This window comes from Aquimarina agarivorans, from assembly GCF_000218485.1.
In the GTDB taxonomy this organism is placed as follows: domain Bacteria; phylum Bacteroidota; class Bacteroidia; order Flavobacteriales; family Flavobacteriaceae; genus Aquimarina; species Aquimarina agarivorans.
Map to the genome: position 1 here is coordinate 13,497 of NZ_AFPB01000022.1, position 13,301 is coordinate 26,797.

9 protein-coding genes are annotated in these 13,301 nt (G+C 33.2%); 4 read left to right on the forward strand and 5 right to left on the reverse strand.

Annotated features, from left to right (window positions below; all coding sequences use genetic code 11):
* Window positions 1–198: 198 nt before the first annotated feature.
* Both GMC_RS18510 and GMC_RS18515 read right to left on the reverse strand, forming a co-directional pair.
* Entirely contained in the window at window positions 199–2,721 is a 2,523-nt protein-coding gene (locus tag GMC_RS18510; RefSeq protein ID WP_010520348.1) for a T9SS type A sorting domain-containing protein, read from the reverse strand.
* Window positions 2,722–3,615: 894 nt separating this feature from the next.
* Window positions 3,616–5,022, reverse strand: coding sequence for a family 43 glycosylhydrolase (locus GMC_RS18515; RefSeq protein ID WP_010520349.1), 1,407 nt, complete (start codon window positions 5,020–5,022; stop codon window positions 3,616–3,618).
* A 456-nt stretch (window positions 5,023–5,478) separates the two neighbouring features.
* On the opposite strand from GMC_RS18515, the gene GMC_RS0100845 reads away from it, so the two are divergent.
* Window positions 5,479–6,528 carry a 3-deoxy-D-manno-octulosonic acid transferase gene (locus tag GMC_RS0100845; RefSeq protein WP_157998124.1) on the forward strand — a complete coding sequence of 350 codons (1,050 nt, stop codon included), beginning with the start codon at window positions 5,479–5,481 and terminating at the stop codon, window positions 6,526–6,528.
* An 83-nt stretch (window positions 6,529–6,611) separates the two neighbouring features.
* On the opposite strand, the gene GMC_RS0100855 is transcribed toward GMC_RS0100845, so the two are convergent.
* The 3 genes from GMC_RS0100855 to GMC_RS0100865 all read right to left on the reverse strand — a co-directional run bounded on the left by GMC_RS0100855 (window position 6,612) and on the right by GMC_RS0100865 (window position 8,910).
* Entirely contained in the window at window positions 6,612–7,388 is a 777-nt protein-coding gene (locus GMC_RS0100855) for a hypothetical protein (RefSeq protein ID WP_010520351.1), read from the reverse strand.
* Between the two features lie 98 nt (window positions 7,389–7,486).
* On the reverse strand, window positions 7,487–8,101 hold the full coding sequence (locus GMC_RS0100860; RefSeq protein WP_010520352.1) for a deoxynucleoside kinase: 615 nt from the start codon (window positions 8,099–8,101) through the stop codon (window positions 7,487–7,489).
* 5 nt (window positions 8,102–8,106) lie between these two features.
* Window positions 8,107–8,910: a hypothetical protein gene (locus GMC_RS0100865; RefSeq protein ID WP_010520353.1), complete on the reverse strand. Its 804-nt coding sequence runs from the start codon at window positions 8,908–8,910 to the stop codon at window positions 8,107–8,109.
* 164 nt (window positions 8,911–9,074) lie between these two features.
* Between GMC_RS0100865 and queG the strand changes: the two genes are divergently transcribed.
* The 3 genes from queG (at window position 9,075) to ruvA (ending at window position 13,301) form a co-directional block, all read left to right on the forward strand.
* Entirely contained in the window at window positions 9,075–10,001 is a 927-nt protein-coding gene (gene queG, locus GMC_RS0100870; RefSeq protein ID WP_010520354.1) for a tRNA epoxyqueuosine(34) reductase QueG, read from the forward strand.
* 304 nt (window positions 10,002–10,305) lie between these two features.
* A complete protein-coding gene (locus tag GMC_RS0100880) occupies window positions 10,306–12,579 on the forward strand; it encodes an NADP-dependent malic enzyme (protein ID WP_010520356.1) in 2,274 nt (757 codons plus the stop codon).
* Between the two features lie 140 nt (window positions 12,580–12,719).
* Complete coding sequence (gene ruvA / locus GMC_RS0100885; protein WP_010520357.1) at window positions 12,720–13,301, forward strand: Holliday junction branch migration protein RuvA; 582 nt, start codon at window positions 12,720–12,722, stop codon at window positions 13,299–13,301.

A 13,301-nucleotide genomic window follows, 5' to 3' on the forward strand; every position in this document is an offset into this window, starting at 1 on the left:
TAAATCAATAGTTTAAGTGGTTGTTTTTTTTTAAAAATTTTTAAATAATTAATTTTGTCTTGGTCAAGGTTGAAATCAAATTTTTTTAATAAAAAAAATTGTCTGAAGATTTTACTCCTCAGACAATTTTTTAAAATTTTTACAGAATTACAAAGCAGGTATGAATCCGCTGGATTTTATTTAAAAATTATCAATTAATTATTTTACCGATAATTTTAAAGTTTTGGCGTTTATTTTTAAGAAATAGATACCAGTTGAAAGATGTGTTACATCAATTTGATTATTAGAATCTACAACTTTACGATCTATTAATTGACCATTTATTCCGTAAATAGTAACCATTTCATTAGTTGTAGCACCTTCAATGGTAACCATTTCATTAACATTTGCAGGGTTAGGGTATACGGCGTATCCGCTAAATTGCGAGTCGATAGTAGCGTCTATTATTTTTTGACCAGAGTTATTTACAACTCCCCAAGTATAAGTGTCCCAGCCGCCTATTTTGTTTGATATAGCACCTAATTCTTTAGAAGTAATACCTAAGCGAGCTGTTACATATTTATCATTAAAAGCTTTTAAAACCACTCTATTTCCGGCTTTACTTTCCCAAGTAAATGTTTCCCAACCATTTTTGTTGGTTGATCTTGCTACTAATTGGCTGTTTTCATTAATTCTGGCTTGAACATATTTGTTATTTGCCATGGCTTTAAGGTGTACTTTGCCATTTCCAGCATCTACAACTAAAAATTGTTCCCATTTAGCTACCCTTGTAGCAATTGCACGTAATGGAGCAAAAGGCTCATCTTTTCGGGCGCTTACATATGCTGAGGCTCCGTTATTTGATTTTAACCAGATGATTTTACCTATTGGAGCATTTTGAGTATTGCCGTTTCCAGGGTTTGGATTGGTAGGTGCAGGAGTACTTGCTGATACAGGTTTAATACTCCATTTAGCCGCATTTTTTATTGGGATAACAAATCTTACGTAATTTCTGTCAATGCCAACTCCATGTACCAAGTTAATTGGTTTTGATCCGTTTGTGGATAAAATGGATTGCTTTTCATTACCTCCAGGAAAAAATTCGTAATCGTTACCAGACTTTGTGATTGCCCAAAATGGCAATGCACCAGTGGCTGCATTTAAAAAAGGAAAAATATTTTGAGGTTTGTCATTAATAATGTCAAATTCAGTATATCCTAAATGTGTTTCTAAATACCTTTTATTGCCCACGTTTTGAATATGATATGTGTAAGGTGGGTTAAAAGTAATTCTCCACTGAGTATTTGCACCATTTCCATTGGTTGTCACAATACCACTTCCGGAAGCAGTAAGTTTTTTCCCGTTAGCTTTATTTGTAATAGTATAAATTCCGTTTGGTAATATGGCAGCAGCAGGAGTAATTCTAGTTATTCTTCTTAATGAATTAGGAACTCCTTTGATTTCAATTTTAGCATTGTTACGAGGAATATTCATTCTGATACCCTTATTTTTAGGTAAATTTAAACCAGGGTTATTTACAATTTTTATGTCGTTTGAGGCTAATTCGTTAGGAATTGGTTCACGACTTCTTGCTTCGTAAAAAGAAAAGTCAATAGCATTATTATTAACAGCATTGGCTTTTGTAAAATTGTTTCCAGTAATGGTAATTTTACTAGGAGCATATGCCGATATGAAAAAATTATAAGTACCTACAATTCTGTTATTAATAAATTCTAAATCTGAAGAGACCTGTAATTCTCTATCCAATTGTACAATTCTAGAACTGTTGTTTGTGTTTTTTACTCTACAATTAAATGTATTGTTACGCACTCTAATATCATTTGAAAATTCTTCAATATGAACTAAATCAACAGCACCAGTTGTATCATTAAACGTACATCCTTCAATAGTCACATTTTCAATTCTAGACAAGGCAATACCAGAATCTTCTATCAAACAATTTTTAAATAAGGTGTTTCTAAAATTCCAAATTGTTGGGTATTCGCTGTTTCCTGCATCTAATGAAATTGCACGGTCATCAAATCCAACGGTTCCATCAGGTTTAATTTCACATTTAACTAAACTTGCTTTTCTTGAAAAATTAGTTCTACCAAAACGATTGGCCCAATATCCAATTCTTCGATAATTAATTAATGAAGAGTTTGTCATCTTCAATCCAATCCCATTACCGGTATGAATACTATAAGCACCGCCATCTAAAATAACATTTTGAAATTCTATACCCTTGTACTGCTCTTGAGTTACAGCAATTGGGTTAGGAGCCAAATAAGTAGTGTGACGTGCATCAATAAGAATATCAAAAATATCTTCGCCAAGATTCTTTTTTATTATTGAAACGTTAGCAAATTTTATGTTATCAGATCTTAATAAAAAGGAAGACGTATTATTCCAGACCGTTCTAATTCCTGATGCACCTCTTTTATTTGCATTAAATCCATTTACAGGGGTTTTTCCACGAAATGTTATTGCCTTATTAATTGTAACAATGGTTGCGCCGTCAAAATTATATTTAGGACTGTTAAATACAATAATATCACCATCAGCAGCGCTATTAATAGCTTTTTGAATTTTAGAAGCTATATTTCCTGAGTTGCCATAGGCAGTATCAAAAAATATTGTTTTTGAGTGAATGAAAGATATGTTGAATATGAAAAATGCCAGAACAGCAGTTATATGTTTGGAAAAGCTTCTGTTAAAGGAAGCACTTTTTGATTTAATCATTGTAATTTATAATTAAGTGTGTTTAGTTTTCGATTTAATTTTTTAGTAGTTGTTATACCAGGTCAGTAGCCGTAATTGAGCAGTAATATTTAATTACAAGTGGACTTTTTGACGGAAATTTTTTTGAGGGGGGTAGTTTGTATTCTTATAAGGGGGTAGTTTTTGTTCAACAAAAGATTTGTAATTCTTACATAAAATTATTGGCCTAAATTAGCTGTTAAATGCTTATTGCTCTAAATTTTAACGATTGAATTAAGTTAATTTTTGATTTAAACCCCTTTTTTTTTGGACTGAAATTAAGTTATTAGTAATCAAAATGTAAGCTTATTTTTAATGTTAATTTCACATTATTTTTGTAGTAGTTTACTTTTTTAATATTAACAAATTAGATTCATTATCTATATAATTTGTTAATTACTTAGCAGAGAATCTTCCGACAAGCTTAATTTTACAGAAAAAAGTTGTTTAAATTTTAAAAGTAAATACAATTGATTTGTAAGGCTATTAACGCTTAAAAGATGGCTGCGTAAGATTTTTAAACAGTAAAAGGGACTTAGTGTTTTATTGCGGAGAGTAGTGTTAGAGTATCTTGTGTATAATTTTTTTGACTTGAAATCTTATGCCGGTTCTAATTTTAAATTATTCCAATAAAATTAGGTGTTTTTTGTTTTGATAAGATATGAAATATTAGCGTAGCCTTAGCTAAGGTGGTGGTTCATGTTGAAGTCTTAAGCGAAAAGAAGCACTTTAAATGGGAAAGTTAATTTCATAAACGGTATCAATTTAGGTACCCCAAATTTAAACGTACAAAAAAGCGGAAAATCCAATTCGGAGATTCCGCTTAAATAAAATATTTATTGTTTGTTAGTATTTTATAAAAAATACCGTTTTGAGTTACATTTTAATGAAGCTCTTAGTAATGGTAGCGCCATTGTCAGCATCAGTCAACTTAAGGATATAAAAACCTTTTTCAATGTTGATATCATCAATGGCGTTTGAACTTTTTAAAACTCCAGTTTTTGCAATGCTACCATCTAAAGCCATGATATCAAATTTTAAATTGTTTACTTGTTCCATTCCTGTAATGTTTATATTATTTTGAACAGGGTTAGGATATATAGTAATTGAACTGTCATCCAAGGTCACAAAAGTGTTAGTCGATAAAACGCCTAATTGAATGCCAGGATTATCAGAATCATTTACAATTTTACTTTTATCTACGTTTTCAAACCTTCGTAAGGACATCCATTGGTTATTTTCTAATACGTGACTTATTCCCCATGAAACTCCCGATACAGGAGAGGTTTCATTATTTATTGAGCGATACAGGCCAGCTGCTTCTGGGTAATCTGTATTTCTAGGCTGAAGTCTAATAAATTCTTGAACTCTACCCTTTAAATCAAAATTTATTCCATCATCTGCATATTGTAGCGTAGCAAATTCGGGTCCATCTTGATGAACCATAATACCAAGTCCTTCGCCTGATTTCCATACACAAACTTCGTGACCAGTATTGGTAATAGGATTGGATGGGGATTTTACAAAAGGTCCTGTTGGACTATCTGAAATTGCAACCCCCCACTTAACTTGTTTGTCAAGATCCCAAATTCCAAGTCCGCAAATATTACCTTCATTTCCTTCACCTTTGTAAAATAGGTAAAATTTATCTTTAAAAAACATTAAACAGGGATCATGAACTGCATTACTATCAAATACTTTTTGATTTCCAGTAACAGGAGTTGGCGCTAACAAAGGAGTTGTAAGTTTTTCCCAAGGACCATCTGGAGATTGAGACTTAGCCATAGCAATGGTATTTCGTCCAAAAATCCCCTCAGTATTGGATGCAGCCTGATAAATTAAGTAAAAAGTGCCTTCGTGGTAAAAAACTTCAGTAGTAAAAGCTGAACGATGATCTAAAGATCCAGCGGGTCCCCTGCCAACAGCAACGCCTTGCTCATTCCAGGTGTTTCCATCTAAAGATGTGGCATAATACAAATCATTCATATCCCAAGGTGCTATTTTATCCTTCATGCTAGTTCTACTATAAGAATACCAAACGTAATATTTGCCTTCTACTTTTAATACGGAACTGGGATCTCTTCTAACAAAGTTTGGGTTTGGTGCCAAGTCACCATTAAGTCTAAATAAATCATAAGTGATATTCCATTCAGGGTCTTCGTTAAAAACAACATCACAGCCGTTTTTAGCATATTCTTCTAAACGAAGTGTAGCTTTACTTTTTTGAGCAAAACTTGTAAATACAATACATACAAGGCTAACTAATAAGGTGGTTTTTTTCATTTTAATTATTTGTAGTGATGAAATTAGTTTTATCGGTTCTTTGGCCTTTTCTTTTAATAAAAAAAGTCATACAATAAAATAATGTGTTTCGTTGACAAACGTAGGATACGACTATTTGTTGCTAAGCGGTTTCATAAATTTTTTCAATACTTTAATCCGCATGATTCACTTAAAAAGCAGAACGTTATTGCGATAAAAATTAATTGATAAAATTTTAAACAAACCTCATAATGGTAAACAGATAATAATTTATTGGTTTTTATAGTTTTAAAACTCATTTTAAGTCTGCGATTTTGAGTTTATAAAATATTATATCTTTTCAAAATAGATCAACGCTTATATGAATTGTATTTTTGTAGAAAAACTTAATCGAATTTCATGTTGCGATTGCTGTATAATTTATTTTCTTATCTGTTTGAATTTATAATGCCATTTTTAACGGTAATTTCGCCCAAAATGAAGTTATTTGTTGTTGGTCGAATACATTCAAAAAAAACCTTGCAAACGGCAGATTTTTCTAAAAGTAGTTGGCTTTGGTTTCATTGTGCATCTTTAGGGGAGTTTGAGCAAGCCGTACCTTTAATAGAAAAACTAAAAAAAGATCATACTAAAATACTGGTCACTTTCTTTTCGCCTTCTGGTTTTGAAGTTAAAAAGAATCATAAACTAATCGATCGCGCACTATACTTACCTATCGATACGCCTAAAAATGCTAAATTATTGGTGCAAAGCGTTAAACCTAAGGCGGCTTATTTTATTAAATATGATTTTTGGGAAAATTATTTTAAAGCCTTAACAAAGCATCAAGTGCCAATATATATGGTGTCTTCAAATTTTAGGGCAAATCAATTGTACTTTACATGGTACGGTGCTTTTTTTAAAAAAACATTAAAAAGAGTTTCTCATTTTTTTGTGCAGAATGAGGCCTCCAAACAAATTTTAAATTTGAATGGTTTTAATAATGTAACCATAAGTGGAGATACTCGTTTTGACCGAGTTAATGCTCAGTTACAAATGGATAATAAATTGGATTTTATGGAAGCATTTATTAATAATAGGGTATGTGTTGTTTTAGGGAGTACATGGCCTGATTGCACTTTCGCTTACGCAGAAGCTATAAATACAAGTTCAGCCAATGTGTGCTTTGTTATAGCACCTCATGAAATTAAACCTGATAAAATTAAAGCGTTACTAAGTAAAATCAAAGTAAGTAAAAGTGTGCTTTCTGAAGGGGTTGATTCTAACTCTAAAGTACTAGTTGTTGATGCTATTGGATATCTGACTAAAATTTATAGTTATGCGAATATTGCTTATGTTGGTGGCGCCATGGGAACTACAGGCTTGCACAATATTTTAGAACCTGCTGTGTTTGGAGTGCCAGTTTTAGTTGGTCCAAACATAAGTAAATTTCCTGAGGCAACAGCATTGGAAAGGCACGGAGGACTTAAAGTAGTTACGGATCAAAAAAAGTTTTCAAAATACTTTAGAAAAATTGTTGTTAAATGATAAACTTAGGCATAATATGGGAAAAGCATCAAGAGATTTTGTCGCAAGTCAAGTTGGAGCAACAAAAGCTATTGTGGAAAATACTACGTTTTAAATTTTGAAAAAAAGATGTTTATTTGGCTAACCAATTTTAAGAAAAAATCATACAGATCGGCAATGATATAGTTGTTATCACTCAAATACATGGTGTCTAAAATTATAGTAAATTCATTGTGAATACTTTCTATTGAAAACAGCGCCGTGTGTAAATGCTCAAAAATTTCAAAATTTAAAGTTTTTAGTAAAAAAATATTTCCACCTAGGTCATTAACAAATGATTTTGCTTTGTTAGGATTTTTATTAATAGTAGTAGCTAAATAGTGGTCGCATTTTTCTAATTCCTGCTTTAAATAGGCAGCAACTTTTTTCCCTTCTGCGTTAAGCTTAACAAGTTGAAAAAATGTACAAAACCACCCTTTGTCAAAATAGTCTTTAATTTGAGCATTTTCTATGACAGTTTGGTATATGGAATAGTCATCAGGTAAGTCCGAGTGCACTTTTTTTACGTAACTTGTTAGCGGATATCTGGTGTTTTTTAATAAAATTCGGGTAAAATAATAATCAAACTGGTCTGTTTCGTATTCGGAAAAACAACTTCCAGCGGTAATAAAAGTAGCTGAACTTAAAGGGTCCTTTTGTATAAAAATGACTTGCTTTAACGATAGGTTAAGCAGGGTGAGTTTAATGCAATCAATAATTAAAATGTTGTTGCAATTGATGAGTAATTCGGTAGTCGTTGGGGGTAATTTTTTTAATAAACCAATGTCAATAGTTTTAGTTTCAGCATTAGCATTAAAAGACGGAAATGCTGATTTACTCATAACAAATTGGCTAAATTTTAAGGGCTAAACTTTTGATTTTAATTCATTATGAAGTGAAGTCATTTGTTTTTTAACTGTAATATTGATTTTAGCAAAAATTAAAATAGCCCATTAAGTTTGGCATTTATTTTATTAACAACTTCGCCCAAATCTTCAGGATTATTAACAAAATCAAGGTTGTCAACATCAATAATCAATAAATTTCCTTTGTCATAACCTTTTATCCAATCTTCATAACGGTCATTTAGTTTACTTAAATAGTCAATTGAAATACTACTTTCATAATCACGACCACGATTATGGATTTGCTTTACTAAGTTGGGAATGCTGCTTCGTAGGTAAATCAATAAATCTGGTTTTGCAACTACGCTTTCCATAAGATCAAATAAAGAGCGGTAATTTTCAAAGTCTCGATTAGCCATTAATCCCATAGCATGCAAATTAGGGGCAAAAATATAGGCATCCTCATAAATACTCCGGTCTTGAATGGTCGGTTTACCTGATGCTCTTATGTCCAAAATCTGTCTAAAACGGCTATTTAAAAAGTATACTTGTAAATTAAACGACCAGCGATCCATGGTGTTGTAAAAATCTTCTAAATATGGATTTTCCAAAACATCCTCATACAATGGCGACCATTTAAAATGTTTTGCCAATAATTCGGTTAGACTAGTTTTTCCAGCGCCTATGTTTCCTGCGACAGCTATATGCATAGTGGTTAATTTGAAGATAAAGTTAATTGGTACGTATAAACGTTGCTTCCATTGTAAATATAAAGTTTTTCATTTCTTACGGAAAAATCTTGCCAATTATTTTGTAAAATAGACGATGAACTGAGTGCATTCAAAGATTTATCAAAAAGTAAAAACTCATTTTTATTGTTAGTAGCTACTACGTACTTGTTGTTTAAAAAAATATTTTCAATAGCGGAATGATCCGTGCAATGAAGTTTAGTGCCGTAAATGTTATAACTGCATATTTTAGAATCAAAAAGCACGTAAGCCGTATTGAAATCTGCGGTTAGTTGTAACGGTTTTTCTGAAAAAGGAATGGTTTGACTTAGCGTAATATTGCTTTGATAATTATAAAATTCCAAACTATTTGATATTTCGTTATGTAACCAAACTTCTTGATTCTTGGTATTTTCAGCCCATAGAGCAATTTTTGAGGGTTGAATGGTATTTAAATCAATCCGTAGTGTTTCGTTCAAAAATCGATCCAAAAAAACTATAGTATTGGTTTCTTTATAAAAAACGAGTATTTGTAGCGAGTTTAGTAATGAAATATTTGTGGGCTCTCCTAATTCATAATTAGTGTAAACCCATTTATCGGTGTTGTTAGTTTTAGTTATAATCTCGTCCTTGGTAAAATAAAGAAATTGATGAGTGTCAGTACCAATAAATTTATCGTAGGTGTTTTTTGGAGTAACAGTGCTGTCAATTAATTTAAAATTAATTTCCTGAGCATTCCCAGCCGTTGCCGATAAGCAAAAAAAAAGTAAGAGTATATTTTTTAAAACCATTGAAAAAGAGCTAAGCAAATATATTGAAAAGATTCATTTGTTTTGTGAAGAAAACAGTAGTAATAGCTGATATTTGTAATGAAGTTATCATAAGAAATCATATAAGCCATCTGCAATAATTTTTAGTATGATCTGCTAAGCATTATGTATTTTAGTAAAACCAAATGGATGCAAGTCTTAAATATGCGCAATTAATTAAAAATGAAGCTAAGCGATTAGGCTTTATGTCATGCGGTATCAGTAAAGCGGGTTTTTTAGAGGAAGAAGCCCCGCGCTTAGAAAATTGGCTTAAAAATAACATGCATGGAGAAATGCGTTACATGGAAAATCATTTTGATAAACGCTTAGATCCCACAAAATTGGTCGACGGAGCAAAAAGTGTGATATCTTTATTGTTGAATTACTATCCTGAAAAGTTACAACAGGACGCTGCGGCCCCTAAAATTTCCAAATACGCTTACGGTCAGGATTATCATCATGTTATAAAATCAAAGTTGAAAGAATTGCATCATTTTATTTCCGAAGAAATAGGAGAAGTTGGTGGTAGGGCTTTTGTGGATTCTGCACCAGTTTTAGATAAGGCCTGGGCCCAAAAAAGCGGTTTGGGTTGGGTAGGAAAAAACACCAATCTAATTCAAAAACAATCAGGTTCATTTTTTTTTATTGCAGAATTGATCCTGGATATTGAATTAGCTCAAGATCATGCGGTAACAGACCATTGTGGGAGTTGTACTGCGTGCATTGATGCTTGTCCAACGCAAGCCATAGTGGAGCCTTATGTTGTAGATGGAAGCAAATGCATTTCTTATTTTACAATTGAACTAAAAGAAAGTTTGCCAGCTAGCATGAAAGGGAAATTTGACAATTGGATGTTTGGGTGCGATGTATGTCAGGATGTATGTCCTTGGAATCGCTTTTCAACAGCGCATAATGAGCCGTTATTTAACCCTCATCCAGAATTATTAGATATGACAAAAAAAGACTGGCAGGAAATTACACAAGATGTTTTTTCAAAAGTTTTTCAAAAATCAGCTGTAAAAAGAACAAAATACCAAGGGTTAACCCGAAATATTAATTTTTTAAATGACTAGCTTTTGGATCTATACTAAAGATGCTTCGGGAATAATAATATTCAGGAGTATGTTTTTTAAATTGAAAGTCTGATTTTACACTTTAAATAACTGTGAAAAACTTCTTGATAAAAAGAAACATTTTAAGTCGCAATATGTAGCGTAAAACAAAAAAGATAGTACCTTAAAAGCCAAAAGCCAAAAGCCAAAAGCCAAAAGCCAAAAGCCAAAAGCCAAAAGCCAAAAGCCAAAAGCCAAAAGCCAAAAACCAAAAGCCAAAAACCAAAAGCCAAAAGCCAAAAACCGAAAACCAATAACCAATAACATGGATTCAGATAAAAAGAAAAAAGAAGCATTACAATACCATGCCGAACCTACACCTGGGAAAATAAAAGTAGTACCTACAAAAAAATACGATACGCAACGTGATTTGTCACTAGCTTACTCGCCAGGGGTAGCGGAGCCTTGTTTAGCTATTGAAAAAGAGTTTAACGATGCATACAAATATACGGCAAAAGGAAACTTAGTGGCGGTAATTTCAAACGGAACAGCGGTTTTAGGGTTAGGAGATATTGGTGCTATGGCCTCAAAGCCAGTAATGGAAGGTAAAGGATTGTTGTTTAAAATTTTTGCTGATATTGATGTTTTTGATATTGAAGTTGATACAAAAAATGTGGATGCCTTTATTGAAACTGTTAAAAATATAGCGCCCACTTTTGGAGGGATTAATCTAGAGGATATTAAAGCGCCTGAAGCTTTTGAAATAGAGCGTCGTTTAAAAGAAGAGCTGGATATTCCAGTAATGCATGATGATCAGCACGGGACGGCTATAATTTCTGCGGCAGCGTTATTAAATGCCTGTGAATTGGTGGGTAAAAAAATTAGCGATGTAACCATTGTAATCAGTGGCGCGGGTGCAGCAGCAGTTTCATGTACTAGATTGTACAAGTCTTTTGGTGCTTTGGCCAAAAATATTGTGATGACCGATAGTAAAGGGGTTATACGCAAGGATCGTGGCAGTTTGACCCCGCAAAAAGCAGAATTTGCTACCGACAGAGATTTAGACACGCTGGAAGATGCTTTAATCAATGCCGATGTGTTTATAGGGTTGTCAATGGCAAATTTAGTAACCCCTAAAATGTTGCTTTCCATGGCAAATGATCCTATAGTATTTGCAATGGCAAATCCAAATCCTGAAATTGACTATGATTTAGCGGTAAAAACACGTAAAGATATTATTATGGCTACTGGCCGAAGTGATCATCCTAATCAAGTAAACAATGTTTTAGGATTTCCATTTATTTTTCGTGGCGCGTTGGATGTTAGGGCTACGGCAATTAATGAAGAAATGAAGCAAGCGGCAGTAAAGGCATTAGCTGAATTAGCTAAAAAACCAGTGCCAGAACAGGTAAATATAGCATACAACAAAACCAAATTGACATTTGGAAAGGATTACATTATTCCAAAACCTTTTGATCCGCGTTTAATTGGCGAAATTCCGGTAGCAGTTGCCAAAGCAGCTATTGATAGCGGTGTGGCACAAATTGAAATTGAAGATTGGAATGCTTACAAACAACAGTTGTTAGGGAGGTTGGGTGATAATAATAAATTTTTGGAATTGCTTATCGACCGAGCAAAGCAACAACCTAAAAGAGTGGTGTACGCAGAGGCGGATCAAATTCAGGTATTGAAAGCAGCACAAATAGCTTTTGAAGAGGGTATAGCAATTCCTGTTTTGTTAGGAAACAAAGCAATGATTTTGGAATTGATGAATGAAATAAAATTTGACGCTAAAGGTATTGAAATTATTGATCCAAAATCCAATGATGAAGCAGCTCGCAGAGATTTGTATACGGAAAAATACTGGCAAGAGCGTCAGCGCAAAGGAATTACTTATTATGATGCTAAAAGTTTGATGCGAGAGCGTAATTATTTCGGTGCTATGATGGTAAATATGGGGGATGCAGATGCATTGCTTTCAGGGTATTCCCGAAGTTACAATCGGGTAATAAAACCTGTTTTAGAGTTAATTGGATTAGCGCCAGGAATACGTAGGGCTGCGGCAACCAACTTAATGATTACGGATTATGGGCCGTTGTTTGTTAGTGATACCTCAATTAATATTACCCCTTCGGCAAAAGAACTGGCTAAAATTACTAGAATGACGGCGGCAACGTCTCGCTTTTTTGGAATTGATCCCGTTATTGCTATGGTTTCATACACTAACTTTAACACAGCCAAGGATATGGATGTGGCTAAAGTGAATGAGGCGGTTAGTTTACTGCATAGAACCTATCCGGAAATGGTGGTTGATGGGCCTGTGCAAACCGATTTTGCATTGAATAATAAAATGCTTAAAGAACGCTTTCCATTTTCGAAGCTAGTGAATAAAAGGGTGAACGCATTAGTGTTTCCTAACTTGAGCGCAGCAAATAGTACTTACAAATTGTTAAAAGAATTGCATAAAGCTTCATCAGTAGGGCCTATTTTAATGGGAATGAAAAAACCTGTACATATTTTACAACTAGGTGCAAGTGTGGAAGAAATGGTAAACATGACTGCAATAGCTGTTGTTGATGCACAGGTAAAGCAGCAGTAGTTTATTCGTGATTTTTCTGTTTTTTATAACAAATCATTTGTCAGAAATACTTTACGAATCCTTTCGGGGTAACTAACAAGGACGTAGGTGCAAAAAGTTAATTATTTTAGTATTTTTGACAACTAATCTTATTCGTTTTTATGATCACTCATATTAGAGGGAAACTTATAGAAAAAAACCCAACAGATGTTGTAATAGACTGTAATGGTGTTGGTTATTTTTTGAATATTTCATTGCATACTTATTCCTTAATTGGAGAAGGTGAATTGTTGCAGCTATATACGCACCTTCAGGTAAAAGAAGATGCACATACATTATACGGTTTTGTTGAAAAAGCTGAAAGAGACATTTTTAGGTTGTTATTGTCAGTTTCAGGAATTGGCTCAAGTACTGCTAGGACTATGTTGTCCTCCTTAAACCCAAAGCAGGTAAAGGATGCAATTGCTTTAGCGGATGTCGCTACCATTCAATCCGTAAAAGGAATAGGGGCAAAAACAGCTCAACGAGTTATTTTGGATTTAAAAGATAAAGTGCTAAAACTGCATGAAGTTGATGAAGTTTCTTCGATTTCAGGCAATACCAACAAAGAAGAATCGTTATCAGCATTGGAGACTTTAGGATTTAATAGAAAGATAGCTCAGAAAGTGGTAGAGAAAATTCTGACTTCGGAACCAAATCTTACTGTAGAAAACGTGATAAAACAAGCGCTAAAAAAATTATAG

Excerpts from the sequence above, each read along its gene's own strand:
- GMC_RS0100855 (WP_010520351.1), bottom strand. The coding sequence starts at position 7,388 with ATGAGTAAATCAGCATTTCCGTCTTTTAATGCTAATGCTGAAACTAAA.
- ruvA (WP_010520357.1), top strand. The coding sequence starts at position 12,720 with ATGATCACTCATATTAGAGGGAAACTTATAGAAAAAAACCCAACAGAT.
- GMC_RS0100860 (WP_010520352.1), bottom strand. The coding sequence starts at position 8,101 with ATGCATATAGCTGTCGCAGGAAACATAGGCGCTGGAAAAACTAGTCTA.
- GMC_RS18515 (WP_010520349.1), bottom strand. The coding sequence starts at position 5,022 with ATGAAAAAAACCACCTTATTAGTTAGCCTTGTATGTATTGTATTTACA.
- GMC_RS0100845 (WP_157998124.1), top strand. The coding sequence starts at position 5,479 with ATGAAGTTATTTGTTGTTGGTCGAATACATTCAAAAAAAACCTTGCAA.
- GMC_RS0100865 (WP_010520353.1), bottom strand. The coding sequence starts at position 8,910 with ATGGTTTTAAAAAATATACTCTTACTTTTTTTTTGCTTATCGGCAACG.
- GMC_RS0100880 (WP_010520356.1), top strand. The coding sequence starts at position 10,306 with ATGGATTCAGATAAAAAGAAAAAAGAAGCATTACAATACCATGCCGAA.
- GMC_RS18510 (WP_010520348.1), bottom strand. The coding sequence starts at position 2,721 with ATGATTAAATCAAAAAGTGCTTCCTTTAACAGAAGCTTTTCCAAACAT.
- queG (WP_010520354.1), top strand. The coding sequence starts at position 9,075 with ATGGATGCAAGTCTTAAATATGCGCAATTAATTAAAAATGAAGCTAAG.